Genomic DNA, 24,857 nt, shown 5'->3' on the forward strand with positions numbered 1-24,857 from the left:
CGGGCGCTCATCAGTTGCCTCCCGCCAGAATGGCGCTGATCCGCGCCTGCCCACCGGACACGGTGGTGATCATGATCTGCTGCCAGGAGGGCCGCGAGCCGTCCGGCCGCAGCTCGTCGACATTCACGTTCCAGCGATCCGAGCCCAGCGGCGTGATGGTCACGCAATGCTGGGTGCCCGCCGGGGTCGCCGAAATGGCGGTGCGCGTGGCCTCTTCGCTGGCGGCCTGCGCGCCCGGGGCGAGCAGTGCGCGCACGGCCGCCGGATCGCGCTGCACGTACCAGGCGTATTCGAGCCGCATGATCGCGCCGGGCCCGGTGCCGGGATCGCCCGCGCCGGAACCGATCACCCGGTCCGGGGTGTTGACCGCCGGGCACCACACGTTCAATCCCGGCTGGGCGTCGGTGGCGGAGGTCTGGGGGCTCGGCGGGGGAGCGGCGACGGGTTCGTCGGTTTCGGGGGTGAAGGTCAGCCACACCGTGACGCCGAGCACCACCAGGGTCAGCAGCGCCCCGCCCGCGAGGAGGAAGCGATCGCGCAGCTGCCGCCGGCGCTGGGTCTGCGCGGCGCGCCGCCGGGCTTCCAGAACCAGCGGGGCCATCGGATCCTCGGCCAGCAGTTCGGTTGCGCTGAGCCGGGATTCCCGGTCCGCCGCCGATTCGACCGGTGCGGCGCCCTCGTTCAGCCATTGCGCCCAGCCGGGAGCCGCCGCCGGGCTGTCCGATTCGCCCGCTATCGGGTCGAGCGCGGGCAGCGGCGGGCGCGCGGTTAGGCCATCGTCCTGTTCGATCACGGCGTCTCCCGTGCCGTTCCGGTCACGCACCCGGCGCGGGTGCGATCGCGGCCAGGAAAGCTTCGGGGGTCAGCGCGGGCATGTTCTCCACCGCGGTGCGGAAGGAGTCGACGGTCGCGGACGCGTCCTGCACCGCCTGCTGCACCACGGGGACGACCTGCTGCTCGACCACTTGATTGACCTGCGTGGCGAAATTGTCGACCGCGGTGTAGACCTGCTCCGCGACGGGTTCGATGACCTGGGCGACGGGAGCTGGGGCGAGCTGCGCGACGGCTTCGACGATGGGGGCCGAAACCTGCGCGGGCGCAGGGTTGATCGTGGCGGAGGCATTGACCAGGGTCGGATTCGCGGGCTGCACGGTGGGCATGCCGCCGGACAGTCCTCCGATTGCCCCGCCCAGCAGCGCGCCCGTTGTCACACCGATCGCGAAGCCAGGGAACGCACCGATCGCGCCACCGATCGCGCAGCCGGTGCCGCCACCGACCGCCGCACCGATAGGAGCGCCCGCGCCGCCCGTAGGCACACCGGCGGCGATTCCACCGGCCACGACCCCGATGACACCACCGATCACACACCCGGCGAGGCCGAATACCGCTGTGCCAGCGATTCCGAGCCCGCCACCAACCGCACTGCCCACCACACTTCCGGCAGCCATGCGGTCGGACTGCTCACGTGAGAAACCAACGCTGTCGTAGAAGGCGGCGAGTTGCCACTCCGCCATGTCCATGTACGCCTGGACCTTGTCGCGCGACTTCTCGTCCACGAAGTCCGGCAGCTGCACCGAGCTCGTCCCCACCCGCAGCTTGTGCGGATCGGTCGACAACACGGCGGGCGCGTTCTCCGCGGGCGCTTCCGGCTGCGTCTCTTCCCCCGCCGACTGCTCCGGCTGCTTGGGCTGCACATACGTATCCATCTGCGGATTCGTCTGCTGGCTCGGCCGGGGCCGCGAGGGCGCCGGAATCGGCGGGTCCGGAATGTAATCCGCCGGGCTCGGCGTATTCGCCGCCGGCTGGTTTTCCGTGGTCAGCCCGGGTTGCCCCTCACCGGGCACCGCCAGTCCCGGTTGCCCGGGGGCGGCGGCGCTCACGCCCTGACTCATCACCAGCGCGATCGGCAGCATCGACAACGCGACGGAAGTTAATCTCTTCGTCATTTCCCATTCCCGTTCCCCGAATGGACAGCGGCGGGCCGCTTCGCCCGAAACCCCCCTGACCCCATGGCATTCCACACCACCGGCCCGCATCGCAAGTGGTTCACCCGAATATGCTCGAAATGACCCATGATGAATCCCCACAACCGTGCGATGATCATATTGCGGTCCAGATCTTACTCGTAACCCGTCTTCCGACAACCTGATACGAGCCAGTCGGCACGAATTCTTAAGAACGGCACTTAAGCCCTCGTAAGATCAACCGCACGCCGGGGAACCATACTGCGCCCCAATATGTCTCGCCCGCACGCGTTTCCCGAGGAGTGAATCCGATGCGCGCCCGCGCAGCACACTTCAAGCAACTGCTCGTTACGGTTCTCGCCGCCGTCGCCCTGACCGCCTGCGGCGCCGCGGATCCCGCCGAGGTGGCCACGACCACCCCGCCGCCGGATCCGGCGCGCGCCCCCGCGAACCTGCGCTGGGAAAACTATCAGGGCGTCCAGTTACCTTTGGGCGGCGAGGATGGTCCCAGCAAGCTCGCCGCCGTCCCCCTCGGCTACACCCACACCCCGCAGGGCGCGGCCCTGGCCGCCATCAACCACAGCACCCGCCTGTCCCTGGCCCCCGACTCGGTCTGGCCCACCCTGGCCGCCAACGCGCTGCTGCCGGGCCCCGGCAAGGACGCGTGGGTCCTGGCCCGGGTCCAGGTCTCCCTCACCGCCGCCACCGACCCGACCGTGGCCCCGCACATCACGGCCTACAAGATCACCGCCTACGACCCGGCGCGCACGGCATTGACCGTCTACGCCACGTACTCCGACGCGAGCATCACCGCCACCGACGCCACGGTCGTCTGGTCCGCCGACGACTGGCGGCTCCAGCTCCCGGACCCCGCCGCGAAAACCGTGACGGTGCATTCGGTCAAGACGATCCCCGCCGATGCGGTCTCGCTGACGGCGGCGAAGTAGCTTCGCTCGAGCGGATCAGATGAGGCGGAGGAACCGATCCCACTCCGCGCCGGAGAACACCAGCGCGGGACCCTCGGGGTTCTTCGAGTCCCGCACCCCGACCCGCGCGGCGTCCGGACCGAGGAAGGCGATCTCGACGCACTCGTTCGCGTTGGCGGACCGGGAGGACTTGAACCACTGGGCATCGGATAGATCTGCGCTCATGACTGCAGCTCCTTCGCACGGGACGACATCAGGTCCCTGGTTTCGTTCTCGCTCAATGCTACTCGCCGCATGTTCGCGATCGCCTGGCGGAACCTGGCGATGACGTCGGTGCGTTCCAGGTAGAGGGCACCTTCCGCGCCGTCGATGTACACGATCGGCGGATCGACCAAATTGATTGTCAGGTGGGGGAATCCGAGCAATGTGAACGACTGGACGCCCAGGCCGCGGTGCGCGCTCGCGGCGAACGGAACGACGCGGATCGTCACGTTGTCGCTGGTCCCGATCTCCATCAGGTACCGCAGCTGATCGACCATCACTGCCCGATCGCCCGGCTGATGCATCAACACCGCTTCCGAGAGCAGGGCCTCCACGTGAAAATCCAGCTCTTCCAGGCGTTCTTGCCGCCGGGCAGTCAGTTCGAGGCGGCGGTCGATGTCGGCGGCGGGCAGGTTCGGCTCCTGCACTCCCACCAGCGCACGACGGTAGGCGTGCGTCTGGAGCAGGCCGGGCACCAGCACGAGCTGATGCGACACGAGTCTGTTCGCGCCGGCCTCGAGCCGGAGGTAGTGGTCGAAGTGCGGCGCGTACTGATCCGAGTACGCCTGCCACCATCCCTTGTAGGTGCCGTCGAGCTTCGCGGTCTTGGCCTGCTGGCGCACCTGGTTCCACAGTTCGAGCGCCTGCGCGTACACCGTCGGTCCCACTCGATACAGGTCGAGCAATGATTTCAATTGCGGTGTGGAGATTTTCGTCGGCTGCCCGCCCTCCAATCGAAGAATGGATTGCTTGGAGGTGTCTATCGCCAATCCGGCTGCCAATAGAGATGCTCCCGACTGTTCTCGAAGCCCTTTAAGAAACCGACCGAATGCCCTGCTTGGTACCGTGGTCCCGACCATTTCGTTAGCCTCTCTATCTGGGGATACGCCACCACGGACCGGCCAATGGTGGAACTCCGAAGCCTTCCGGCAAAAGTCTTTCGCTCTCGTCCCGCAAACGCCAAAGTGGTATCACCAAGTATTTGCCACGGAAAGTATTCGGCGCAAGCATGTTTCGGCGGAAGGTATCGAAATGTCCTGGGAAATCTGCGCTTTGCTGTCCATCGCCGCGCTCTGTGTGACCGTCATCGCCCGCTCGTGGTGGGACTTCTACCGCGACGCGCACTCCACCGAACCGCCGGTACTGCACCTACCCCTGCTCAACGGCGGGCACCTCGAGATCCCCCGCCTCGCCGAGCACGCACCCGGCCGTCACCGTCCCCTCCGAGCGAAAGCGCATTCCCGCCGATGACTCCCGCCGAGATCGCCGTCCTGTTCACCCTGCGCCCCGGCGCCGCCCAGACCATCCGCGAGATCCAGCAGTCCGCCATCCTCACCACCTGGCGCGCCCGGAACGCCGTCGCCCACCTCGCCGCGCGCGGCCTGATCACCGCCGCCGCCCCCGGCAACCGCTGGCGTATCACCCCGCGCGGCAGATCCGCCCTGGCCACCAAGGCCAAACGCTTCGGCTGACCGCCGCGACCGGCGGCGACTCGCCCGGACCCGCCGCGTGCGACCGGTGGACCCGTTCCGTATAGGTTCGATGGGTATCACCGGATCGGTCGACGAGGAAATAGAGGTCGGATGCACTGGGACCAGATGTCCGCCACACCCGAGGACCTACGCGCCGGCGTCACCCGGCTGCGTCGCGGCGTCGGGCAGCTCGAGGTCCTCGATTCGATCATCGTCACCGCCGAAGGTCCCTGGCTGGGCGTCATCGACGCCGACGGTCGCGGCACCGCCGAACTCCGCATGCACCTCGCGGGCGTCTACCGCATCACCGTCACGGTCACCAGCGCCGGCAAACTCACCCGCGCCCACATGGTCTCGCCCCGCGACGGCGACCAGGTGCTTTCCACCAAGCCCGCCGACCGTCGCGGCTGGGATTCCCCCGCCGACACCCCCAAGCCCCCCGACTGGCTCGATCACGTCCTGACCTGGGTCCATTCGGCGAGCACCGATGTGGACCGCCGCGCCGTCATCGCCTGGCGCCTGAAGGGCGCCGACCAGAAACTGGCCTCCCTCGAGGACACCATCGCCTCCCTGCGTGACAGCCTCCGCGAACGCGAACAACTCCGCGACGACCTCACCGCCGAGATAGCGGCCCTCCGAACCGAACTCGCCGCCGCCCCCGTCGAACCGGTCGTCGAGCGGCACACCACCGTCGAGAATCCGGACAAATTTCCCGCTGATGTGCCACTCGTGGCGGCGTCACCGGCGGCGGAGGGCGAGCCCGGTGGCGAGGGTGGCGACGAGGCCGCCGAGACCCGCGACGAGGAAGGCGGTGCGGGGATCGGTGTGGTCGAGGAGCAGGCCGCCGCCGAGGTAGGAGAGCGCGGCGGCGATGCCGATCGCGCCGTAGAGGGTGCCGAAGACCCGGCCGAGCAGGTCGGCGGGGACGGCACGCTGCACGAGAGTGTTGGTGGCGACGTCCATTCCGGCGATGCCGAGGCCGCGAACGGCTTGCACGGCGAAGGCGGCGGCGACCGCTCCGGCGAGACCGGTGAGCAGATTGCCGGCGCTGCTGACGGCGAAACCCGCGATGAGCAGTACGGGCATGGACAGGCGCGGGTGGGGGCGAGCGAGTAGGGCGTACCCGGCCAGCAGGCCGATGCCCACCGCGGCGAGCAGCAGCGCCACCGCCGAATCGCCGCCGTGCAGTGTGTCTTTCGCGAGGAAGACCAGCGCCACATCGTCGATGCCGTTGCAGGCGACGACCGCGAAGAAGCCGAGACCGAGGGCGCGCAGCAGGGGAGTGGTCGCGATATAGCGCAGTCCGGCTTTGGTCTCCGTTAAGAGCGAGCCGCGAGTTTCTTTGTCCCCCTGCGCAGTTGCGGGCAGGAAGAGCAGCAGTGCCGCCGAGATCAGGAAGCTGGCGGCATCCAGCAGGAATACCCCGCGCACTCCGAGGAACGGCAGCAGACCGGCCGCGACCAGCGGCCCGAGCGCTTCACCACCATTGGTGCCGAATCCCACTGCGGCATTGGCGCTTTCCAGTTCGTCATCGCGCACCAAGCCGGGAACAACTGCGCGCGAAGCGGGTTGGAAGATCTGGCCCGCGATGGCCCGCACCCCCACCAGCACCAGCAGTGGTCCCAGCGGCGGCAGCCACACGGCGATCAGCACCATGACGATCGCCTGTGCCAGTTCGCAACTCACCATGACCCGCCGCCGGTCGAAACGATCCGACAGAGCCCCGGTGAGCGGTCCCAGCAATGCCGGTGCGAAGTCGCCCACCAGCAGCAGCGCCGCCACCGCCAGCGCCTGGCCGGTCTCGCTCGCCACGTACAGCATCAAGGCGACCAGGCTCAGTGAATCGCCCAGGAACGACACGGTGCGCGCCGTCCACAGCAGCCGGAACGCCCGATTCCCCCACAGCAGCTGCACGGGCTGATCATAGTCAGCGCCGTGCAGCTGTTTTCGTGCTGTTTATCCGAACAGGTCGGTGAAGAACTGGTACCCGGTGGGGTCGCCGGTCATCTTCCAGTGCAGACCCTGCAAGAAGAAGCAGGCGATCAGGTTGGTGCCCGCGAACAGCGCCAGGATCCACGGGGTGCACCGTGCGGCGGTTCGCAGTGCGCCGGAAGTGACTGCGGCAGTGGCGGGTTCGGCGAACTGGGTCAGGAAGAGCATGATCCCGCCCGCCGCCACGGCCGCCAGGAAGGCGATCAGCGCCCAGGTGTAGAGATGCAGGCCGAACAGCGCGCCGGCGTAACCGGGGTCCGGCGGCACGATGTGCATGAGCACCTGCGAACCCGACACCAGCGCGCCCAGTACGGCGACGAGAACCGCCCAGCCCCAGCCGGTGGCGAATTCCCGGGTACTCACCGCGCCCCTCCGCGATTTCACGATGATCGAGGTCGGTCCGATCGCACTGAGCAAGAAGAACATTCGCTGTAACAGGCACATCGGGCACGGGTACTCCCACAGTACGAATTGGAAGGTATACGCGCCCGCGAGAGTCGCGCACATTCCCAATACGTACAGATGCGCGAACCACAATCCGAGGCGATGCGACAACCCCGATTCCGCGGCGTTCACAGCGCGATCCCGAAGTGGTGGCTCGCGATATGCGGCAGCCACGCCAATACCGACAATGTCAGGGTGGCGGCGCACATCGACATCCAATAGCGGCGCGGCCGATCCCGCACCACCGCCAGCACGCAGAGCAGAATCGAAGCGAAAAGCAGCGTGTACATCTCTCCTGATTTCATAGGGGATTTCTCTTCATCCCCTACTTTTCAGTGCACGCAAACTGCCCGCTAGCCACCGCGGTTCGATGCACTCATAGACTTGATCTATGTCTGCGCGCAGGTAGGTGCACAGGCAATGCCGCGGCCAACACCTCCAGGCTCAGGATCGCCGGCGGCGGTTCCGGTGTACGGCGTCCGCTTGCGGTGATCGCTACATCGGTGAAAGGCGCACCAGCGCATACACCGCGACCATGGCGGACGACGATTCATTGCCGGAAGATGCGCGCCAGGGTCACCGCCAGCGGCACCGCGCAGAGCACCCAGGCCAGCCCGATCAGCAGTGCGGTCATGCCGGTCGCCGCCGAGCGAGCCTGCCGATCGGGTCAGCGGTGGCTGCCCGGCCCGCCACCGCGCCCGCCGTTGCCGCGTCCGTCGTGCCCCGAGCTGCCGGAACCGATTGTGCCGGAACCGTTTCCGCTGTACCTGCCCTCACCGCCATGGTGCAGGCCGTCGTGACCGCGGGTGCATTGCCGGCACTCGGGCGTATCCGCGGTCGCGGGCCCGGCGGTCTGGGCGATCAGGCCCGTCGCGGCCACCGCGACGATCACCAGGGTCCGGCGGAGGGTGTGTGCACCGATCATGGGAATTCCTTTCCGGCCGGAGTCGCGGGGGTGCGCAGATGAGGGGAATGCGCGCCCCCGCGCTCACGGGAGACGCCGCCGAGGCGGCGCCCGATGCCGGAGCAGCACCCGGCACCAGGCTTTCATACGATCTACGTACGTAGATAGTAGATCTGAACGGGCTGCCGCACAAGCCTTTCCGCCCGATTCCGCGACCTCGCCCGGGTTGTCCGGCCGGACGGTTCGAAGGGTGGTCCGCGTCATACCCCCAGGGGGTGGGTGAACTGCTCATTTCATACCTGGCTATCCTGGCAATGTGGTCGACCAGCGCGCATCGATTCGGGCGGCCGGGCTGGTTCGCCTGCTCGGCGTGCTGACGTTGCTGCTCGGCATCGCGGCCATGCACGCGGGCGTTTTCGCCACCGGAACCATGCCCTCGCATTCCTCGGTCGTCGTGTCCTCCCCGGCCGACCCCGGCGCCGCATCGTCCGAGCACGCGGCCGCTGCTCCCGCCGACCATAGGTCCGGCGGGCACGGCATCGCACACGAATGCGCCTACTTCATCCTGACCGCGCTGGCCCTCGGGATCGGCCTGATCCTGCTGGCCCGGATCCGCGCCGCCGCCGGCGCTCGCCTCCCGGCCCGCCGATCACAGCGCGCCCGGCCCGCCCGCGCGCCGCCCCCGGCCGCGCTCACCCTCTCCCAACTGTCGATTCTCCGAATCTGATGGGTTCCCGGCCGCCGCCCGGCCTGTCCCGGCGGTAGCTCGTTCACCCCTGCCCGCGACCGGGCGGGTGGTTCCCCGAACCCCGCATCGATTCAGGAGACCCCATGTCGTCCAATCAGTTCCCGCTGCCCCTGGGCCGCCGCAAGTTCCTCGCGCTCGGCACCGGGCTGGCCACCGCCGCGGCCTTGGCCGCCTGCACCAAGAACAGTCCGTCCTCGGGATCCGCGGTCGGGCCCGGATCGGATGCCGTCCGGGCCGCCGAGCATGCCCGCCGTGCCGCGGGCGCACCGGTTCGCGAGATCGCTGTGCGCGCCGAACCCGCCACCGTCGATCTGGGCGGGGTTCAGGTGAACACCTGGGCTTACGGCGGGATCGTGCCCGGGCGGGAGGTCCGGATCGCCAAGGGGGAGGTGCTGCGGGCCGACGTCACCAACGGGCTGCCGGACCCGACCACCGTGCACTGGCATGGCATCGCGCTGCGCAACGATATGGACGGCGTGCCCGGTCTCACGCAGCCCGCGATTCCGGCGGGCGGGAATTTCCGGTACGAATTCACCGCACCGGATGCGGGCACGTACTTCTTCCATCCGCACGTGGGCGTCCAGCTCGATCGTGGGCTGCAAGCGCCGCTCATCGTCGAAGACCCCGCCGACGGCAAGGATTACGACGTGGAAGCCGTTGTCGTCCTCGATGATTGGCCCGACGGGGTCAACGGGCGCACCCCCGACGCCGAACTACGCAAGCTGCAGAGCGGCGGCATGTCCGGGATGGATATGGGTGGGATGGACCACGGCGGGATGAACATGGGCGGCTCCGGCGGGATGTCCATGCCCGCGGACCCCAACGCGCCCCTCGGTTCGGACGCGGGTGACATACCCGACTACCCCTACTACCTCCTCAACGGCCGAATCGCCACGGACCCGGTGACTTTCGCCGCCCGGCCGCGCCAGCGCATGCGACTGCGGATCATCAACGCCGCCGCCGACACGGCATTCCGGGTGGCCGTGGGCGGCCATCAACTCCGCGTCACGCACTCCGACGGTTTCCCGGTCGAACCGGTGACCACCTCATCCCTGCTGATCGGCATGGGCGAACGCTACGACGCGGTAGTCGAACTGGCCGACGGCGTCTTCCCACTCGTCGCCTCCGCCGAAGGAAAGTCCGGCCAAGCCCTCGCCTACCTCCGCACCGCCGGCGGCCCCGCCCCCGCCCCCACCATCCGCCCCACCGAACTGTCCACACCCCCACTGACCGCCGACAAGCTAACCCCCACAGCCGAATTCCGCCTCCCCACCCGCACCCCCGACCACACCCTCGACGTAAAACTAGGCGGCGACATGCAAAAGTACATCTGGACAATCAACGGCAAGCCCTACCCCGACACCCCCTTGAAAGTGTCCGCAGGCCAACGCATCCGCCTCCGCTTCATCAACGAAACCATGATGTTCCACCCCATGCACCTACACGGCCACACCTACCAAGTACTCAACGGCCCCCGCAAAGACACCTCCCTCGTCCTCCCCATGCAAACCCTCGAAGTCGACTTCCAAACCGACAACCCCGGCCAATGGATGCTCCACTGCCACAACATCTATCACGGCGAAGCCGGCATGATGACCACCGTCTCCTACCGCGACTGAGCGCGCGGCGGCGGCAGCGCCGGACCGGCGCTGCCGCCGTGGCACACGCCGGCTGCCGTGGCATCGGCCCGATGCGGGAACCGCTTGTTGCGCCGAATGTTTCGGCGAGAACTCTTGTCGTTCTCGCCGTAGTCGTTCCGCCGGTCCTTGGCGTAGCTGAGTGACTTCTTCTCCTGCGGAGACTTTCGCCTCACCATTGCCAGAGGGTATCGCCTGGCCTCGTGATCACGCTTACTGTTTTCGGATGGCCGGTTCGTCGTTCCCAACTTCACCGCCTCCGCGCTACACCCTGCCCAATGATTGGGATCTCGCCGGGGAACGCCTGGCCTTGCTCGGTGAAGCGTATGACGCCGAAAGTGTTTTGCTTGCAACGCGGTTGGGTGTTGGGCCGGGGAGTCGCTGTTTGGAGGCCGGTGCGGGCGGCGGGGCGTTCGCGCGGTGGCTGTGCAGTGCGGTTTTGCCGGGTGGACGAGTGCTTGCGGTTGATGCCGACCCGCGGCATCTCGCGGACTTGCCTGCTCGCGGCGGTGAAATCGCCCAGTTCGATCTCGTCGCCGATGAACTGCCGTCCCGTGCCTTCGATTTCGTCCACACGCGATTCGTGTTGCTGCACATCGCTGAACGCGACGAAGTGCTGAGGCGGCTTGCTCGTGCGCTGGCGCCGGGCGGTGTCCTGCTGCTCGAGGAAGGGGACGGTCTCGGCGTTCTCGATGTGATGCCGGGCGCGTTCGGCGAGGTCTGGCGAGCATTCGCCCGCTCGACCGAGGTCGCCGGCGCGAACCAATCCTGGGCTCGCACGCTGCCCGCCCGATTGACGAAGCTGGGTCTCGTCGACATCCATTCCAGCGCTGAAATTCCCATGTTCCGCGGCGGTTCACCGACGGCTCGCATGTGGAGTCTCACCGCTGTGCAAGTTCAGGAATCGCTTGTAGGGCAAGGGGTCTCCGCAGAGGTCATCGCGGCCGCTCGGGCCGAGCTGGCGGATGAGGACCGGTGGTTCTATGCGCCGCCGACTGTCCGCGCGTGGGCCCGAGCGCCTCGGATGCCGTGATCGTCAGCTGACTATGTAGACGCCCTGGGCGCCGGTGGTGGCTATGACGGTGGAGCCTTGGGTGAGGTTGACGGTTACGGTGCCGCCGGAGTTGGTGGGGAGGAGGCGGCCGGGGGCGTAGAGGTTGCCGGACCAGTGCTGGGTGGTGTCGTCGCAGTCGACCAGGACGGCGCTGTCGAGGCGGATGGCGATGGGGCCGCCTACGCCGCCTTGGAACATTTGTTCCAGGGAGCCGTTGGTGACATCGATGCCGGCGGTGCCGCCGCCGGAGCAGGTGGCGGTGCCGGAGATGGTGAGGGTGGTGGTGCGGTAGGGGAGTTGCCGGTCGACCGTGACGGATGCGGCGGATTGGGCGGCAGCGGGGGCGGTCGCGAGGGCGGCGGTCAGGGCTGCGGTGGCGAGAAGCAGGGTGGGGAGTCGATTGTTGAGCATGGTGACCTCGGATCGACGGTGAATCGCTGGATGGCGATTCGGTCATGATTCCAGCCTGCCACGAACCGCTCAGGAATGTTTGCTGAATTGTCGCCATTGGGTGCGGGTCAATTCTTGTCACGCCGATTCGAGGGTCGGCCTCTAGCATTCCGGGTATGCGCCGCCGTTGCTGGTTTCCGATCCTGATGTGCCTGGTCGTGCTCGGCGTCAGCGGGTGCGTCGGCGCGGTGGATCGGGCGGAATTCGAGCAGCGGATCCGGGCGCGGGGTGGCGGGCTGGTCAGCGCGCTGCCACGGGATGCCATCGCCGCATTGGCGCAAAGACTGGGCACGGCCGATCTGCAAGCCAACGTAATCCTGTTCACCGCACCGGATTCCGTCAATTTCCGCCTGGTGCTGAACAATCAGCCGGATCAGGTGACGCGTTTCCTGGCCGGCCGCGGCGACCTGGCCACCCGCGAACCCACCGTCCGCCTGCGTATCCGCCCACCGGAGCATCCCAGGGAATTGGACGACTATTCGTACACCCTCGGCGACCTGAGTTCCGCACAGCCGGTACGGGTTTCGGCCCTCGACGATATCGCCGGCGAAAGCTTCGCCCTCAGCGAAGTGACCGGCCTGTCCGACCTCGAATCCATCGTCGATACCGCCCGCTCCCGCAGCGGCCTGTCCGACGGCCAGGTGAACGCCATCGTGGTCAGCCGTTTCGCCGGCGAAATCCGCATCGTCACCAATGTGGTCTCCGCCCGCTCGGAAATGCTCGCCGAGTTCGACCGCACCGGCGCCCTACTGCGAATCCAGCAGGTGTAGCCGATGAAAATCCAGACCGCCGCCACCACCTCCGGAATCGCCGCCGGCATCCTCACCGCGGTAATCCCGCTGGCGATCTGGCCCGGTGAAGCCGAACTGACCGCACCCCTGCTGTGCGCACCCCGCACCGACCCGATGGTCGTCTCCGACACCTGGCACGACTCCGAAGGCACCTCGGTCAACTACACCCTCTACTGCGTCGGCCCGCGCGGCGAATTCACAGACGAGGGTTTCGCCCTGCCCATGCTGATCCTGTTCGCGGCCCATTTCGTAGTGGTCGCGACGCTGGTGATACTGGGTTCTCTGCTCTCCCGGGCGCACCCCGAACCGGTGACGGATCGGCTGTAAATACCGAACAGAACACCCTGCGAGCGACGGGCAGGCTATTGTCCGATCGACTGTTCGGGAGGGAGATTCGGGTGGGGAAGTTACGCGCGCTCACGGTCCGCCTCGGAGCGTCGATTGCCGTGACCCTGATCGTGGCCGCCTGCTCGGCATCGCATTCGGCTTCGTCCGCACCCGCCGACAACGCCCCGATCGCCGAACTTCTCACCTGGATCCAATCCGGCACACCGACCGACACCACCACCTACCGCCTGAAATCATCCGACATCGATGCGCCGGACGCCGCCTTCACCACCCCGGACCGCAAGACCAGCTGCTGGGTCCAACTCACCCGCCACCCCGCCGACGCCCTCGCCTGCACCACCGATTTCCAGCACCCCGAACCCGCCCCCACCGCCGCGTCCTGGGACAGGAATCCCGCACCGTGGCAACCGAACTACGTCGAACTCCACGATGTGGATTTCTCGATCGGTTCCGGCAGCAGACCGCAATCCCACACCGGCCCGGTCCTGCCCTACGGCAGCAAATTCGAAGACGGCGATTACGTCTGCCGCATAGACCGCTCCACCGGCACATATTGCGTGAACACCCTGGCCCACACCGGAATTCGAATCAGCGAATCAGGCGTGCACTCTTTCGGCTGCCCGCGCGAATTGGCCACGGACAATATCACCTATTACACCGGCCTCCGCTACAACTGCGACCGCACGACAACCCCGCCCGCCCCCGCGGCTCCGATCATCGACTACGTGAACGCCGGCATCCCCGTAGACGCCACCGCTTTCCGCCCCCTCCGCGGCGACACGCTTCCGCAGGACATCATCTTCACCGACCCGACCCACACCATCCGCTGCGCCACCGAATTCCACCTGGCCCCCACCCTCTCCTGTCAATACGCTTTCCAATCCACCCCCGCGCGCCCCGAAATCACCAAAGGCTCGCAATGGATAGCCAATTGGATCGCCTACGACACCACCACCCTCACCCTCGGCTCCCAGCACGGCGACCCCGGCCCGTTCATCGCCGCGGTCGACCCCGAAGTCCTGCCCTACGGCAACACCATCACCTTCGCCGACCGCGCCTGCCGCCTCGACCCCACCGCTCTCACCTGCATCGACAAAAAGGCCGCCACCGCCTTCAAAGCCACCCCCGAAGCCCTGATCCCCTACGGTTGCCTCGTCGAACTACAACACGGCAGCAACAGCCGAGTCGGCCAGGAATTCCACTGCTGAACAGTTTCAACCCGCCGTCTCCGGACAGCGGAAAGGCCCGGCGAACCGGGCCCTGTTTGATCCAATTATGGTGCGCGATACTGGGATTGAACCAGTGACCTCTTCCGTGTCAGGGAAGCGCTCTCCCGCTGAGCTAATCGCGCCGGTTATTCAGTTTCCCCCTTTGAGCGGATGACGAGATTCGAACTCGCGACCCTCACCTTGGCAAGGTGATGCGCTACCAGCTGCGCTACATCCGCATTTGCTTGCTTGGGCTTTCGCTTCGGCTTGCGGAAGAGAACATTAGCCGATAGGTGGGGGAAATACGCAAACGTGCAGTAAAACAGGGGTTTTCGGGCGTGTTCGGGGGTGGTTGGGCGGGGGCCTGCGGCGAGCCGGCGCGGCGGGGGCGGGGGAGAACCTTGGTGTGGCGGGGGTGATTTGGGCTGATTCGGCCCGGCGGAGTCCGGCGCGGCTCGGGGGAGGCGGAACAACGAAGGTCCGGTGTGCCTGCACCCGGACCTTTTCTTCCCACTTAAATGTATATCGCGGCCGGGGGCTTGCCGCAAGGCCCGGGTGGCCCCTCATACTCGCTGGTCATAGGCGAATCGAAGGGAGTTCGGATGCGCGTATTGCTGTCGACGTTCGGGTCGCGCGGGGAGGTGCAGCCGACGCTGGCCGTGGGGGTGGAATTGCTGGCGTTGGGGGCGCGGGTGCGGATGTGCGCACCGCCGGATTTCCGGGCGCTGGTGGAGGGGTACGGGGTTGAGTTCGTTCCGGTCGGTTCGGAGTTGAGTGGGGTGGGGAGGAAGAAGGGGACGGCTACCGAGGCGGATCGGCGGGCGAGTATCGACGGGATGATCGATACGCATTTCGCGACGCTCGGGCCGGCCGCCGAAGGATGCGAGGTGTTGCTGGGCTGCGGGGCCTTGCAGATCGCCGCGCAGTCCATCGCGGAATTGCGGGGAATGCGATACATCTATGCGGCATTCGCGGCGAATACGCTTCCGTCGGAACAGATTCCGCCGCCTCCCCTCGGCCCGGGAGTGGATGCCGAGGCCGATGTCCGCACGCAATGGGAACAGGACGCGGTGCGGTGGAACCTGCTGTGGCGGGATTCGCTCAACAGGCATCGGGAAGCGCTCGGGCTGGCGGCCGTCGATGAGGTTCGGGATTACATTTTCACCGATCACCCTTGGCTGGCCGCGGATCCGTTGTTGAGCCCGTGGCCGGATTCGAAACTCGAGGTCTGGCAGCCCGGAGCTTGGCTGCTGCGCGATACCCGGCCGCTGGCACCGGAATTGGAGGAGTTCCTCACCGCCGGCGACCCGCCCGTGTACTTCGGATTCGGGAGCATGCACGTCGGCGCCGATACCGCGCGCAATGCGCTCGCGGCGGCCCGCACGCTCGGATATCGGGCGATCGTGCTGCGCGGCTGGGCCGGACTCGAGCTCGACGAGGCGGGCCCGGATTGCCTGGTCGTGGGCGAGGTGAACCATCGCGCCCTGTTTCCGCGCACCGCCGCGGTGGTGCATCACGGCGGCGCGGGCACCACGGCGGCGGTGGCGGCGAGCGGCACACCGCAGGTCGTGGTGCCGCAGATGTTCGACCAGTACTACTGGGCGGCACAGGTGGAGCGTCTCGGCGTCGGCGTCGCGCACGCACCCGGGCAGCCGAGCGCCGAATCGCTCACCGCCGCACTGTCACGCGCCCTGACCCCGCAAATCGGGTCCGCCGCGCGAACTCTCGGCCCGCGCATCCGGATCGATGGCGCGGCCCGGGCCGCACACGAGGTGCTCGCGACCGAAAGAGTCTGAGCCCTTTCCGAATCCGGCTCCGATAGGGCGAGGGCCCGGCCACCCGGCCGGGCCCTCATGTCGTCGTATTACCGAGTGTTCGTGTCACTCCGCCCGATCGAGGGTCGGCCGCCGATGGCCGAGGAGTGGTGGCTGGTCAATCGCCGGGCCGGAGACGGGTCCCTTCGCGAGTCCGTTGGCGGTGGTCCGCGAAACAACAGCAAACTCTTTGTGTTCGCGACTCTTCTGAAAGTTCATGCGAAGTGCCTCTTCTCCGAGTTCTGGTCCAGCGAGAGAAATGCCGTGAAACAGGGCATTTCTGGTGTTACAGAAGCCGAGTCTAGGGGGAAGAAGTTCGATCGTCCGGTAATTGATGGTTAAGGATTCGTATCGTCCTGCGAGTGTGAAACATCCGCTAGCAAATTTCTGGACGTCGGAGTGCCGGGCGAGGGTGAATCCGGGCTTCGCCCGCTCTGCGCCCGAATGTCACACCGCTCTCGTAAAGTGGCAGGCAGCACCATCGGCGTGGGGAGGAGCGTCCGTTGTCCGCAGCGCTTGTCAAAGGGCAGAACGGCCCGGTGACGGTCGGCGACGTGGTGATCGCCGTGCAGGTCGCCGCGGCGGCCGACCTGTCGGCCCTGCTGGTCACCGAGCGCGGAAAAGTGCGCTCCGACGCCGATTTCGTGTTCTTCAACCAGCCGTCCGGGCCGGGCGTGCGATTGCAGCCCGGGGGTGCGGGGCAGCCCGCGGCGCTGGCGGTGTCGCTGAACCAGGTTCCCGCCGATATCGACCAGATTCGCGCGGTCATCACCCTGGACGACGCCCGCGCCGACTTCGGCCGGATCGCCGCGCCGGTGGCGACCGTGTCCGATACCTCCGGAAACCGGTTGTACGAGTATCGAATCGACGGGTTGCAGACCGAATCCATCGTGATCGCGCTGGAGTTGTACCGGCGCGGCGGCGGCTGGAAGGTGCGCGCGGTCGGGCAGGGCTATGCGGGCGGGTTCGCCGCGCTGGTCACCGATCACGGCGTCAGCGTCGAGGACGCGCCGAGCCCGGCGCCCACTTATCAAGCGCCGTCGAACTATCCGCCGCCGGTCACCCCGGCGTATTCACCCCAGCCGCCCCCGACCTCGTCCTATCCGCCGCCGCCCGCGTACCCGCCGCCCGCGCCCTCCTATTCGCCGCCGCCCGCGCCGGCGCCGTCGTATGCACCGCCGTCCCCGCCGGTGCCCGCGTATTCCCCACCCCCGCCACCGAATCCGCAGCCCGCCGCCGAAGTCACCCTGGCCAAGGGCCGCCCGGTCAGCCTGTCCAAAGGTCAGCGCGTCACCCTCCGCAAGGAAGGCGGCGTCGCCCTCACCTACATCCGCATGGGCCTGGGCTGGGATCCGGTGAAGAAATCCGGCCTGTTCGGCAGCCGCACCATCGATATCGATCTCGACGCCTGGGTCGCCATGTACGCCGGCGCCCAGCTCGCCGACGTCGTCTACTACGGCGAGCTCACCTCCAAGGACGGCTCCGTCCGCCACCAGGGCGACAATCTGACCGGTGCGGGCGAGGGCGACGACGAGGTCATCAATGTCGACCTCACCCGCGTCCCCTCGCACGTCACCACGCTGCTGTTCATCGTCACCTCGTATCAGGGCCAGACTTTCGAACGAGTCAGCAATGCCTACTGCCGCCTGGTCGACGACACCACCGGCGCCGAACTGGCCCGCTACGCCCTGACCGGCGGCATGCCGTTCACCGCCCTCGCCATGGCGAAAGTCTTTCGCGCGGGCGGGGATTGGAAACTACAGGCGATCGGCGACGGTTTCCAGGCCAAACATCCGGGCGAGGCGGTGCCGCAATTGGGCCGGTTCATCGCGGCCGGCTGACCGTGTCCGCTCCGCGAATCCGATCGCCGCGCACCCGAACCGGTTCCCTCGAAACGACTATGGTCGAGGACGGCACCGGCCGCCGGATCCCCGGCGACCCGGAACCTGCGATCCGCGAACAACAGGTACGAAAGGAAACTCGATGAGCGTCAGTCTGGCCAAGGGCGGGAATGTCTCACTGTCGAAGCAAGCTCCCAATCTGACCGCCGTCAGCGTCGGTCTGGGCTGGGACGTGCGCTCCACCACCGGCGCCGATTTCGATCTCGATGCCAGCGCGCTGGCCACCGGCACCGATCAGCGGGTGCTGTCGGATCAGCATTTCGTGTTCTACAACAACCTGCGCTCGCCCGAGGGCTCCATCGAGCACACTGGTGACAACCTGACCGGTGAGGGCGAAGGCGACGACGAGACCATCAACGTCGACCTGGCCGGCACCCCCGCCACCATCACCAATATCTTCTTCCCCGTGTCGATCCACGACGCCCAGGCCCGCCAGCAGTCCTTCGGCCAGGTCCGCAACGCCTACATTCGCGTCGTCGACCGCAACACCGGCGCCGAACTGGCCCGCTACGACCTCACCGAGGACGCCTCCACCGAGACCGCCATGGTCTTCGGCGAGCTCTACCGCAACGGCGCCGAATGGAAGTTCCGCGCCATCGGCCAGGGCTACGCCTCCGGCCTGGCGGGCATCGCCCGCGACTACGGCGTCAATATCTGATTCGCGCGCAGTCCCCGAAGGCCCGGTTCCGTACCGGGCCTTCGTCGTATCGCGGCCCCCGCGGCCGCGCGGACGGAGTCGGTCCCGGTCAAGGCCGCCGCAGCGTAGGCCGCCCGCAGCGCCCGCCCGGCTCCGGCCCGCCGCCCGAGGTCTCCTCCACGTAGATCCGCATGCCCTCCGCGATCTTCCCCGCCGCATGCTCCAACTGCTCGGGCGTGATGTATTTCCCCCACGCCGCCGCATCCAGCAGCTGCCTGCGCACTTGATCGAGATTCATACGTGCCCATTCGAGGCGAGACAACTCCGGCATGGGCCGGAACATTACCTCGAGTCGAACAAACTTTCGAGTCTATGCGGTGGGTCTGACAAACTGTGCGGATGGCGTGGCGGACGGGGGTGCCGGGCGGTCGCCTGAGCTGCGCGCTCGCCGTTTCAAGTGGATGGGGTGCTCAGCCAGATTCGGCTGTCGCCGTCGGGGTCGGTGGTGGCGAGCAGGAGGTGGTGGGGGAGGGTGCCGAGGATGGCTTTGGGGGCGGTGACGGGGAGGGGGAGGTCGCGGATGCCGGTGCAGTCTCGGGCGGCCGTCAGCAGGTGGGCGGTGCCGTCCATTCGGGTTGCCATGATCAACCGGCCGGAATGGAGGAGGGCCTGGTCGATGTCCAGGGTGGCGGCGTCGGGGCCGGAGCGGGAGGTCGATGGTGTTGGCCAGCAGAGCAATTGGGGGCGGGGGCCTACGGTGCGGCCGATGGTGACGCAGCCGGCGGCATCGCAGGCTGATTGGCTGGCGACGCCGGTGCCGGACAGGGGGATTCGCTGCCAGGTGTGGCCGTCGGGGGAGGTCCATCGCAAGGGCTGGTATTCAGTTCCGCGAATGCTGTTGCCCGCGATCAGGAAACCGTCCGGACCGGTCGTCACGCCGCTGGCTCCGGTCACCTCGCCGGGAGCGGCCGACAAGGCTGGGTCGTCGGCCTGTCGCAGCCAATTCACGCCGTCGGCAGACCTCCAGACTGTCGTCCCGTAGCGGCCGCTGCTGCTGTCCCATGCGCCGACCAGGAGACCGGTGCCGCCGATCGCCGCAGCGCCGCTGACCCCGATCGCGTGGGGGCCGCCGAATTGCTCGAAGCTTTGCGGGAATTCCTCGAGGGCCGAGGTGCCGCCCGACCAGACGGTCATGCGCGGGTTGAAGTGCGCGCCGCCGAAGGCCTGGCCGAGGGCGATCACGCGGTCGCCCGCGCTGCCCGAAATCAGTTCCGCGGCAAAGGCGTAGCCGCTGTGCGGGGTCAGTGTGAGCGTCTTCCACTGCCGCCCGTCGGTGGTGGTCCAGGCGGCGGGGGAGCGGCCGTCGGGGCTCGGGACGGACCCTAGAAGCAGGAGGCCGTCGGGGGTCGGCGTGATCGACAGGATGCGGGCTCCGGTCGCGGGTGCGGGCTGGGCGATCCATTCCGGGGCGGGGTCGGGTGTGGAGCCGGTGGCGCAGCCGGCGAGTGCGGTGAGTAGTGCGACCAGCGCGAGCCGCTTCATTCGGCTTTCAGCTCTGTGGTTTCCGGGCGGCGATGAACAGGTCGGGTTCCGGCAGGGCATCGGGATAGTCGGGCACGAACTCGACGACGCGTTCGCGGATGATCTCGAGCCCCGCGTCGGTCAGCAGCTGCCGGAACACCTCCGGCGGATAGCTGCTGACCGTGACCGGCTGACCCATGAAGATGATGTCCAGGCCTTCGATATCGGCGGGCACCGTGGCCAGCAACAGGCATCCGCCCGGGGCCAGCCAATCCGCGAATTTGGCCAGGGTGGAGACGATTTCGGCTCTGCTCATCTGCAGCAGCGGAAAGAACGCCACCACCGCGTCCCAGCTGCCCGCCGGATACGTCAGCTCGCGCAGATCCGCAACGTCGAACCGGGCAGCCGGCACCTGGGCGCGCGCGATCTCGATCATCCCGGGCGACACGTCACACCCGGTGACCTGATGCCCGGCCGCCGCCAGCGACTCCGCCACCGGCCGCCCGGTCCCGCACCCGGCATCGAACACCCGCGCGCCGGCGGGCAATTGCGCGAGCAGCCAGTCGATCTCCTCCCGCTGCGCGCTCAGCCCGGCGAACGCCTTCTCGTAATCCTTGCCCAATGCGTCGAACACTTCAGCCGCGGAAAGCCCCATGCCCCAAGCTAATCCATCGAAGCCTACTGTCGCAGTGCCAACCGCCGAATCAGCCTGGAACGCAGTCCGTTTGGAATGGATAGCAAGGCTTGACCGGCGCCGTGGTCTGCACGGGTTCGCCGGCGGGGGCCACCCGGGCGGGCGGGGCGGCCGGGGCGGGAGTGCTGGAGGGGCGCACGAACATCAGGACCGCGAGCAGCAGCAACGGCAGGATCGTGATCAAACCCGCCGCCAGCAGCAATGGCCAGAGCCCGAACCGCATGATCCCGCGCCCTTGCTTGGGCGGCGGTTGCGCCCCGGTGAATCGACCCTGGGGAACGTTCCCTTGCACCCGACCCGTCATGCCCACAGTGTCGCATCCGCCGGGCCCGGTCGCCGCAGCCGAATCCGGCATGTTCGGAGCGGAACGCGCCGGTCTACCGGCGTTTCGGTTCACGCAGCACGTGGGGCCGCAATCGCGAGAAGCCCTTGACCCGCACACTCCGCAGATGCCGCACCGTGTAGTCGTGGTCCTCGCCGAGCGCCGCCGCCGCGCCGTCGTCGAGCAGGATCGTCCCCGGTCGCGCCACGCCGGTGAGCCGCGCCGCGACATTGACCACGGTGCCGTACAGGTCGCCGAACCGCGTCAGCACCGGCCCGTACGCCAGCCCGATCCGGATCTGCGGCATATCCGGAATCGACTGGGCCGCAACGGCTATGGCCGCATGCATGGCCAAGGCGATGCGCGCTCCGTCCCGGGCGTTCTCGGCGGCGAACATCACTTCGTCGCCGACGTTCTTGATCACCCACCCGCCATTGCCGGTGATGGCTTCGGTGGTGGCGGCCTCGAACCCGTCGAGCAGTTCGGTCAATTCGGTGAGGTCGAGATGCCGGGACAGCCGGGTGTAGCCGACCATATCCGCGAACCCGACCAGCAATTGCCGTGTCGCGCCCCCGGATTCGACCGACCGGCTCAGCGCCGCCGCCAGATGCCGTTGCCACGCATACTCTTGCAGCTCGGTCAGCACCGCGATGGTCCGGGCGGTCGCCTCCTCCGGCCGTCCGCCCGCGCCCGCCACTCGCGGACCGATGTCGTGGGTGATCAGATCCGCCTGCCATTCCGCCAGCCGCGCCATGGCTTGCCCGAGCGTCCGGGCCGCGGCGATCTGACTCTGCTCGCTCGTCCCCGCGACTTCGGACATATTGGTGAAAGCGCGTACAGCGGCGATATCGGCGTCGGTGAACGCGGCTTCGTCGTCATTGCCCGCGGCCGGGAACCCCAGCGCCACCCACAACTTGCGCGCCCGCTCGATCGGGACACCGGAGATTTCGGCCACCTGGCTGCGGGTATATCGGCGCGGGCCGCCCAGTAGCGACTGTTCGACGACCGCGTCGAGGGCATCGGGCAATTCGCCGGATTCGATCACCCCGCCAGTACAACACACCGGCCGCTGCCGGGCGGGCGCTTGATTTCCCGGCTCGAAGCATGTCCCGTAAACGCAGTAAGGCCCGGCCGAAGCCGGGCCTTACTGCTAACTTTGGTGCGCGATACTGGGATTGAACCAGTGACCTCTTCCGTGTCAGGGAAGCGCTCTCCCGCTGAGCTAATCGCGCGAGTCTTTCCTCTTGCAAGCAAGAGGCGGCGACGGGAATCGAACCCGTGTGCACGGCTTTGCAGGCCGTTGCCTCACCACTCGGCCACACCGCCAACCAAGGCCGGTTGGCCTTCGAGCGGATGACGGGATTCGAACCCGCGACCCTCACCTTGGCAAGGTGATGCGCTACCAGCTGCGCTACATCCGCATTTCGTCCCCGGCGCCTGTGTGGCTGTCCGGCTGACGAGAGAGAACATTAGCCGACTATCTGGACAGACAACAAATCGCCTGGTTAATGGGGGTAAATGTGAACTACAGGGGTGTGATTCCGTGGCGGGGCGGTGAACGGCCGGCGAGATGCCCCGACCGCGCCCCGAACCGGCCCGCGAGCCGGACACTGGAGGGATGACCCGACCGACGGAATTCTGGGACAGCGCCTACGACGACGGCACCGCGCCGTGGGTGATCGGTGAGCCGCAACCGGCGGTGGTCGAGCTCGAACGCGCGGGCTGGATTCGCGGCGCCGTGCTCGACATCGGTTGCGGCACCGGCGAACACGCGATCTACCTGGCCGAGCGCGGCTATGACGTGGCCGGGCTGGACATCTCGCCCAGCGCCATCCGCCAAGCCCGCGCCAATGCCGAACAGCACGGCGTCAAAGCCCGCTTCGACGTAGCCGACGCCCTCCACCTCGACCCCGGCCCCCGCTTCGACACCATCATCGACGTAGGCCTCTTCCACGTCTTCGCCGCCAGCCACGGCGACGTCGCCGGCTACGTCCGCAACCTCGCCACCGCCTGCGCCCCCGACGCCCTCGTCCACATCCTCGCCTTCGCCGACACCGAACCCGGCTTCGGTCCGCGCATCCCCCGCACCGCCATCGAATCCGCCTTCGGCCCCGGCTGGACCCTCGAATCCCTCACCCCCACCCGCTGCCGAGCCCGCATCCCCGCCGACTTCGCCGCCACCTCGGGCCGCCCCGAAGGCACCCTCACCGACGAATCCGCCTGGCTGGCCCGCATCCGCCGCCCCGCCTCCTGACACGCCCGACCACCCCCGATCCACCCCGCTCAAACCCCCCTTTCCCCCCTCCTTCCACGCGATTTGGCGTGCAGTCCCCGGTATGTGTAATGTTCTCTCTCGTTCGAGCGGCACAAAAACCGCCCCGAACAGCCACTCCGGTGGCAAGCTACGGTTCTATAGCTCAGCGGGAGAGCACTCGCTTCACACGCGAGGGGTCGCTGGTTCGATCCCAGCTAGAACCACTCGAACGGCCGGTTCATCATCTTGATGAACCGGCCGTTTTGTATTTGGAGAATATGGCGCGCCAGTGATCGCCCGAAGCAGTGAGACTGCTTCGGGCGGTTGTTTTTTCGGGGTATCGGGGGTTAGGCGTCGGGGAAGTTCAGGGGGACTCTGCCGGTGGCTCGGCCTCGGGGGTCGAGGAGCCAGCCCATGCGTTTGGGGGTGTGGAGGGTGAGGGTGCGGGTTGTTATTCGGAGGTGGGGGAGGAGGGTGGAGAGGCGGGATTCGAAGGGGTCTATTTCGCCCAGGGAGTGGAGGAGGACTTGGGCGAAGAGGTTGGTGGGGCCGGTGATGGTGGCGCACATGCGGACTTCGGGGAGGCGGATGAGGGTGGAGGCGGTGGTGGGGAGGTGGGGGTGGGGGACTTGGAGGTGGTAGGTGACGAGGGTGGGGAGGCCGGCGTGGGGGTAGGCGAAATCGCAGCGGAGGGTTAAGTCGCCGGCGGTCAGGAGGCGGTGGAGGCGGCGGCGGACGGTGTGTTCGGGGAGGGCGGTGGCGGTGGCCAGGGCGGTGTAGGGGAGGCGGGCGTCGGCGCTGAGGGCCTCGAGGAGGGTGAGGTCTTCGGGCGATAGGGCGGTGCGGGCGTGGGTGCCGTAGGGGGTGCGTTTGGTGCGGGGCGGGGTGGCCAGTTCGGTGCGGCGGGCGGGTTCCATGGCGCGCAGGGTCCAGTCGCCGCCTTCGCCGAAGAGGGTCAGGCCGATCTGGGTGCGGGTGGCGAGAACGTCGGGGTGGGCGGAGATATCGCGGCGGATGGCGCGGCCCAGCGCGGGCACGTCGATGGCGGCGACCGAGAGCAGGAAGTCGTATTCGCCGGCGGTCTCCTCCACGCTGAACACCCAGGGCAGGGCGGTGACGGCGGCGCACACGGCGTCGAGTTGCTGTGGGCGGCAACGGATATCGATGAAGGCGACGGTGGTGAGCTTGGGGGCGGGATAGGCCGTCACCCAGACCAGGCCGGCGGCGCGCAGACGATCCCAGCGACGGGCCGCAGTGGTGGCGTCGATGCCGAGGGTCTTGGCGATACGGGACCACGGCGCGCGGGGTGCGGCCTGGATCGTCTCGATGAGCGCCAGATCCGCCTCGGAGAAGTAGGAATCGGGCAGCAGAACGAGATCAGTGTCGGTTTCCGGCGTTTTCCCGGCGTTTGCTGCCACATCGCCGATCTTATTCGGACCGGCACCGATGCCCATTCGAGAGGATCCCGAGTTGTGTGGTGAGTGCAAGTCCATTCCCTGGTTGCACGGCAGGACG

30 protein-coding genes and 6 tRNA genes are annotated in these 24,857 nt (G+C 67.7%); 14 read left to right on the plus strand and 22 right to left on the minus strand.

What is annotated here, in order from left to right; all coding sequences use genetic code 11:
• Nucleotides 1-10: 10 nt before the first annotated feature.
• Together LTV02_RS04870 and LTV02_RS04875 are read right to left on the minus strand one after the other, a co-directional pair.
• A complete protein-coding gene (locus tag LTV02_RS04870) occupies nucleotides 11-793 on the minus strand; it encodes a hypothetical protein (RefSeq protein WP_233038716.1) in 783 nt (260 codons plus the stop codon).
• A gap of 22 nt (nucleotides 794-815) precedes the next feature.
• Entirely contained in the window at nucleotides 816-1,946 is a 1,131-nt protein-coding gene (locus LTV02_RS04875) for a hypothetical protein (protein WP_233038717.1), read from the minus strand.
• Nucleotides 1,947-2,275: 329 nt separating this feature from the next.
• Between LTV02_RS04875 and LTV02_RS04880 the strand changes: the two genes are divergently transcribed.
• Entirely contained in the window at nucleotides 2,276-2,911 is a 636-nt protein-coding gene (locus tag LTV02_RS04880) for a hypothetical protein (protein WP_233038718.1), read from the plus strand.
• Between the two features lie 15 nt (nucleotides 2,912-2,926).
• Here the strand turns inward: LTV02_RS04880 and LTV02_RS04885 are convergent, their stop codons facing one another.
• Entirely contained in the window at nucleotides 2,927-3,115 is a 189-nt protein-coding gene (locus tag LTV02_RS04885) for a DUF397 domain-containing protein (protein ID WP_233038719.1), read from the minus strand.
• Nucleotides 3,112-3,933, minus strand: coding sequence for a DUF5753 domain-containing protein (locus LTV02_RS04890; protein WP_233038720.1), 822 nt, complete (start codon nucleotides 3,931-3,933; stop codon nucleotides 3,112-3,114). The genes LTV02_RS04885 and LTV02_RS04890 overlap by 4 nt, the downstream gene beginning before the upstream one ends.
• 250 nt (nucleotides 3,934-4,183) lie before the next feature.
• Between LTV02_RS04890 and LTV02_RS04895 the strand changes: the two genes are divergently transcribed.
• Nucleotides 4,184-4,402 carry a hypothetical protein gene (locus LTV02_RS04895; protein WP_233038721.1) on the plus strand — a complete coding sequence of 73 codons (219 nt, stop codon included), beginning with the start codon at nucleotides 4,184-4,186 and terminating at the stop codon, nucleotides 4,400-4,402.
• The gene (locus LTV02_RS04900; RefSeq protein WP_233038722.1) at nucleotides 4,399-4,623 is read left to right on the plus strand and encodes a hypothetical protein; all 225 of its coding nucleotides are present in this window, start codon (nucleotides 4,399-4,401) and stop codon (nucleotides 4,621-4,623) included. The genes LTV02_RS04895 and LTV02_RS04900 overlap by 4 nt, the downstream gene beginning before the upstream one ends.
• Nucleotides 4,624-4,770: 147 nt before the next feature.
• On the opposite strand, the gene LTV02_RS04905 is transcribed toward LTV02_RS04900, so the two are convergent.
• From LTV02_RS04905 to LTV02_RS04925, 5 genes are all read right to left on the minus strand, one after another.
• Nucleotides 4,771-5,307, minus strand: coding sequence for a hypothetical protein (locus LTV02_RS04905; protein WP_233038723.1), 537 nt, complete (start codon nucleotides 5,305-5,307; stop codon nucleotides 4,771-4,773).
• A gap of 54 nt (nucleotides 5,308-5,361) precedes the next feature.
• Nucleotides 5,362-6,537, minus strand: coding sequence for an MFS transporter (locus LTV02_RS04910; protein WP_233038724.1), 1,176 nt, complete (start codon nucleotides 6,535-6,537; stop codon nucleotides 5,362-5,364).
• Between the two features lie 42 nt (nucleotides 6,538-6,579).
• Nucleotides 6,580-7,122: a disulfide bond formation protein B gene (locus tag LTV02_RS04915; protein WP_233041481.1), complete on the minus strand. Its 543-nt coding sequence runs from the start codon at nucleotides 7,120-7,122 to the stop codon at nucleotides 6,580-6,582.
• 65 nt (nucleotides 7,123-7,187) lie between these two features.
• A complete protein-coding gene (locus tag LTV02_RS04920; protein WP_233038725.1) occupies nucleotides 7,188-7,364 on the minus strand; it encodes a hypothetical protein in 177 nt (58 codons plus the stop codon).
• Nucleotides 7,365-7,726: 362 nt separating this feature from the next.
• A complete protein-coding gene (locus LTV02_RS04925) occupies nucleotides 7,727-7,984 on the minus strand; it encodes a hypothetical protein (protein WP_233038726.1) in 258 nt (85 codons plus the stop codon).
• A gap of 295 nt (nucleotides 7,985-8,279) precedes the next feature.
• Here LTV02_RS04925 and LTV02_RS04930 point away from each other — a divergent pair, with 295 nt between their 5' ends.
• Both LTV02_RS04930 and LTV02_RS04935 read left to right on the plus strand, forming a co-directional pair.
• A complete protein-coding gene (locus tag LTV02_RS04930; RefSeq protein ID WP_233038727.1) occupies nucleotides 8,280-8,690 on the plus strand; it encodes a DUF6153 family protein in 411 nt (136 codons plus the stop codon).
• Nucleotides 8,691-8,794: 104 nt separating this feature from the next.
• A complete protein-coding gene (locus LTV02_RS04935; RefSeq protein ID WP_233038728.1) occupies nucleotides 8,795-10,330 on the plus strand; it encodes a multicopper oxidase family protein in 1,536 nt (511 codons plus the stop codon).
• On the opposite strand, the gene LTV02_RS04940 is transcribed toward LTV02_RS04935, so the two are convergent.
• Nucleotides 10,318-10,527, minus strand: coding sequence for a hypothetical protein (locus tag LTV02_RS04940; RefSeq protein WP_233038729.1), 210 nt, complete (start codon nucleotides 10,525-10,527; stop codon nucleotides 10,318-10,320). The genes LTV02_RS04935 and LTV02_RS04940 overlap by 13 nt on opposite strands.
• 47 nt (nucleotides 10,528-10,574) lie before the next feature.
• Here LTV02_RS04940 and LTV02_RS04945 point away from each other — a divergent pair, with 47 nt between their 5' ends.
• Nucleotides 10,575-11,381: a methyltransferase gene (locus tag LTV02_RS04945; protein WP_233038730.1), complete on the plus strand. Its 807-nt coding sequence runs from the start codon at nucleotides 10,575-10,577 to the stop codon at nucleotides 11,379-11,381.
• Nucleotides 11,382-11,384: 3 nt separating this feature from the next.
• On the opposite strand, the gene LTV02_RS04950 is transcribed toward LTV02_RS04945, so the two are convergent.
• Nucleotides 11,385-11,813 carry a hypothetical protein gene (locus tag LTV02_RS04950; protein ID WP_233038731.1) on the minus strand — a complete coding sequence of 143 codons (429 nt, stop codon included), beginning with the start codon at nucleotides 11,811-11,813 and terminating at the stop codon, nucleotides 11,385-11,387.
• Between the two features lie 155 nt (nucleotides 11,814-11,968).
• Between LTV02_RS04950 and LTV02_RS04955 the strand changes: the two genes are divergently transcribed.
• The 3 genes from LTV02_RS04955 to LTV02_RS04965 all read left to right on the plus strand — a co-directional run bounded on the left by LTV02_RS04955 (nucleotide 11,969) and on the right by LTV02_RS04965 (nucleotide 14,199).
• Complete coding sequence (locus LTV02_RS04955; RefSeq protein ID WP_233038732.1) at nucleotides 11,969-12,622, plus strand: hypothetical protein; 654 nt, start codon at nucleotides 11,969-11,971, stop codon at nucleotides 12,620-12,622.
• 3 nt (nucleotides 12,623-12,625) lie between these two features.
• The gene (locus LTV02_RS04960) at nucleotides 12,626-12,970 is read left to right on the plus strand and encodes a hypothetical protein (protein ID WP_233038733.1); all 345 of its coding nucleotides are present in this window, start codon (nucleotides 12,626-12,628) and stop codon (nucleotides 12,968-12,970) included.
• A 71-nt stretch (nucleotides 12,971-13,041) separates the two neighbouring features.
• Nucleotides 13,042-14,199 carry a hypothetical protein gene (locus LTV02_RS04965; RefSeq protein WP_233038734.1) on the plus strand — a complete coding sequence of 386 codons (1,158 nt, stop codon included), beginning with the start codon at nucleotides 13,042-13,044 and terminating at the stop codon, nucleotides 14,197-14,199.
• Between the two features lie 68 nt (nucleotides 14,200-14,267).
• Here the strand turns inward: LTV02_RS04965 and LTV02_RS04970 are convergent.
• Nucleotides 14,268-14,342: transfer RNA gene (locus tag LTV02_RS04970), tRNA-Val, on the minus strand.
• 23 nt (nucleotides 14,343-14,365) lie between these two features.
• A tRNA-Gly gene (locus LTV02_RS04975) sits at nucleotides 14,366-14,438 on the minus strand.
• A gap of 363 nt (nucleotides 14,439-14,801) precedes the next feature.
• On the opposite strand from LTV02_RS04975, the gene LTV02_RS04980 reads away from it, so the two are divergent.
• The 3 genes from LTV02_RS04980 to LTV02_RS04990 all read left to right on the plus strand — a co-directional run bounded on the left by LTV02_RS04980 (nucleotide 14,802) and on the right by LTV02_RS04990 (nucleotide 18,572).
• A complete protein-coding gene (locus LTV02_RS04980) occupies nucleotides 14,802-15,995 on the plus strand; it encodes a glycosyltransferase (RefSeq protein ID WP_233038735.1) in 1,194 nt (397 codons plus the stop codon).
• 521 nt (nucleotides 15,996-16,516) lie between these two features.
• Nucleotides 16,517-17,854, plus strand: a complete 1,338-nt coding sequence (locus tag LTV02_RS04985) for a TerD family protein (RefSeq protein WP_233038736.1) — start codon at nucleotides 16,517-16,519, stop codon at nucleotides 17,852-17,854.
• 142 nt (nucleotides 17,855-17,996) lie between these two features.
• Nucleotides 17,997-18,572: a TerD family protein gene (locus LTV02_RS04990; RefSeq protein ID WP_067723211.1), complete on the plus strand. Its 576-nt coding sequence runs from the start codon at nucleotides 17,997-17,999 to the stop codon at nucleotides 18,570-18,572.
• 88 nt (nucleotides 18,573-18,660) lie between these two features.
• On the opposite strand, the gene LTV02_RS04995 is transcribed toward LTV02_RS04990, so the two are convergent.
• From LTV02_RS04995 to LTV02_RS05030, 8 genes are all read right to left on the minus strand, one after another.
• Nucleotides 18,661-18,849, minus strand: coding sequence for a DUF6374 family protein (locus tag LTV02_RS04995; RefSeq protein ID WP_157762823.1), 189 nt, complete (start codon nucleotides 18,847-18,849; stop codon nucleotides 18,661-18,663).
• A gap of 155 nt (nucleotides 18,850-19,004) precedes the next feature.
• Complete coding sequence (locus LTV02_RS05000; RefSeq protein ID WP_233038737.1) at nucleotides 19,005-20,093, minus strand: hypothetical protein; 1,089 nt, start codon at nucleotides 20,091-20,093, stop codon at nucleotides 19,005-19,007.
• Between the two features lie 7 nt (nucleotides 20,094-20,100).
• Entirely contained in the window at nucleotides 20,101-20,727 is a 627-nt protein-coding gene (locus tag LTV02_RS05005; protein WP_233038738.1) for a class I SAM-dependent methyltransferase, read from the minus strand.
• Nucleotides 20,728-20,776: 49 nt separating this feature from the next.
• Nucleotides 20,777-21,070, minus strand: coding sequence for a hypothetical protein (locus tag LTV02_RS05010; protein ID WP_233038739.1), 294 nt, complete (start codon nucleotides 21,068-21,070; stop codon nucleotides 20,777-20,779).
• Between the two features lie 73 nt (nucleotides 21,071-21,143).
• Nucleotides 21,144-22,151 (minus strand): adenylate/guanylate cyclase domain-containing protein, encoded by a 1,008-nt coding sequence (locus LTV02_RS05015; protein ID WP_408639332.1) that lies wholly within the window; start codon nucleotides 22,149-22,151, stop codon nucleotides 21,144-21,146.
• Nucleotides 22,152-22,245: 94 nt separating this feature from the next.
• Nucleotides 22,246-22,320: transfer RNA gene (locus LTV02_RS05020), tRNA-Val, on the minus strand.
• 23 nt (nucleotides 22,321-22,343) lie between these two features.
• A tRNA-Cys gene (locus tag LTV02_RS05025) sits at nucleotides 22,344-22,414 on the minus strand.
• A 22-nt stretch (nucleotides 22,415-22,436) separates the two neighbouring features.
• Nucleotides 22,437-22,509: transfer RNA gene (locus LTV02_RS05030), tRNA-Gly, on the minus strand.
• Between the two features lie 197 nt (nucleotides 22,510-22,706).
• On the opposite strand from LTV02_RS05030, the gene LTV02_RS05035 reads away from it, so the two are divergent.
• A complete protein-coding gene (locus LTV02_RS05035; protein ID WP_233038741.1) occupies nucleotides 22,707-23,342 on the plus strand; it encodes a class I SAM-dependent methyltransferase in 636 nt (211 codons plus the stop codon).
• A 152-nt stretch (nucleotides 23,343-23,494) separates the two neighbouring features.
• A tRNA-Val gene (locus LTV02_RS05040) sits at nucleotides 23,495-23,566 on the plus strand.
• 123 nt (nucleotides 23,567-23,689) lie between these two features.
• Here the strand turns inward: LTV02_RS05040 and LTV02_RS05045 are convergent.
• Nucleotides 23,690-24,760 carry an Lrp/AsnC family transcriptional regulator gene (locus tag LTV02_RS05045; RefSeq protein WP_233038742.1) on the minus strand — a complete coding sequence of 357 codons (1,071 nt, stop codon included), beginning with the start codon at nucleotides 24,758-24,760 and terminating at the stop codon, nucleotides 23,690-23,692.
• Nucleotides 24,761-24,857: the final 97 nt, after the last annotated feature.

It is taken from the genome of Nocardia yamanashiensis (genome assembly GCF_021183565.1).
Lineage (GTDB): Bacteria > Actinomycetota > Actinomycetes > Mycobacteriales > Mycobacteriaceae > Nocardia > Nocardia yamanashiensis.